Annotated in this window: 1 rRNA gene; it reads right to left on the bottom strand. The window is 57.2% G+C overall.

Annotated features, from left to right (window positions below):
- Positions 1–379 precede the first annotated feature (379 nt).
- Positions 380–586, bottom strand: a 16S ribosomal RNA gene (locus tag ACSMFO_RS40215); the annotation flags it as partial.

Below are 586 nucleotides of genomic sequence, written 5' to 3'. Positions count from 1 at the left end.
TCCTTCATCGGCTCCTGAAGCCAAGACATCCACCATGTGCCCTTAACAACTTGACCACAAAGATGCTCGCATCCACTCTACAGTTCTCAAACACCACACCAGAAACAAACAGCTCCTGGGACTGTGTCCAGCCCCTCGGCGTGTTGCCTCAGGACCCAACAGCGTGCTGAGTGAACGATCATCGACCAGACCCGACATACCCCGTTCCACGCACCGAAGTGCAGTACTAGAAGTCATCAGCAATCTGGCCTCAGGCCATAACCAGTAGTTCCACAATTCCTTGAGCAACCAGCACAACACCACGGTCGGGTGTTGAGTGCCGGCCACTCCACCACCGTTGGTCCGGGTATCCCGGCGGGGTGGATGTGTTGCTCCTTAGAAAGGAGGTGATCCAGCCGCACCTTCCGGTACGGCTACCTTGTTACGACTTCGTCCCAATCGCCAGTCCCACCTTCGACCACTCCCCCCCTTGCGGGTTGGGCCATGGGCTTCGGGTGTTACCGACTTTCATGACGTGACGGGCGGTGTGTACAAGGCCCGGGAACGTATTCACCGCAGCGTTGCTGATCTGCGATTACTAGCGACT

The organism is Amycolatopsis sp. w19 (assembly GCF_051373225.1).
GTDB classification, from domain to species: Bacteria; Actinomycetota; Actinomycetes; order Mycobacteriales; family Pseudonocardiaceae; genus Amycolatopsis; species Amycolatopsis japonica.
Note: the sequence above shows the minus strand (reverse complement) of the source record. Positions and strands in the feature narration are given on the sequence as shown.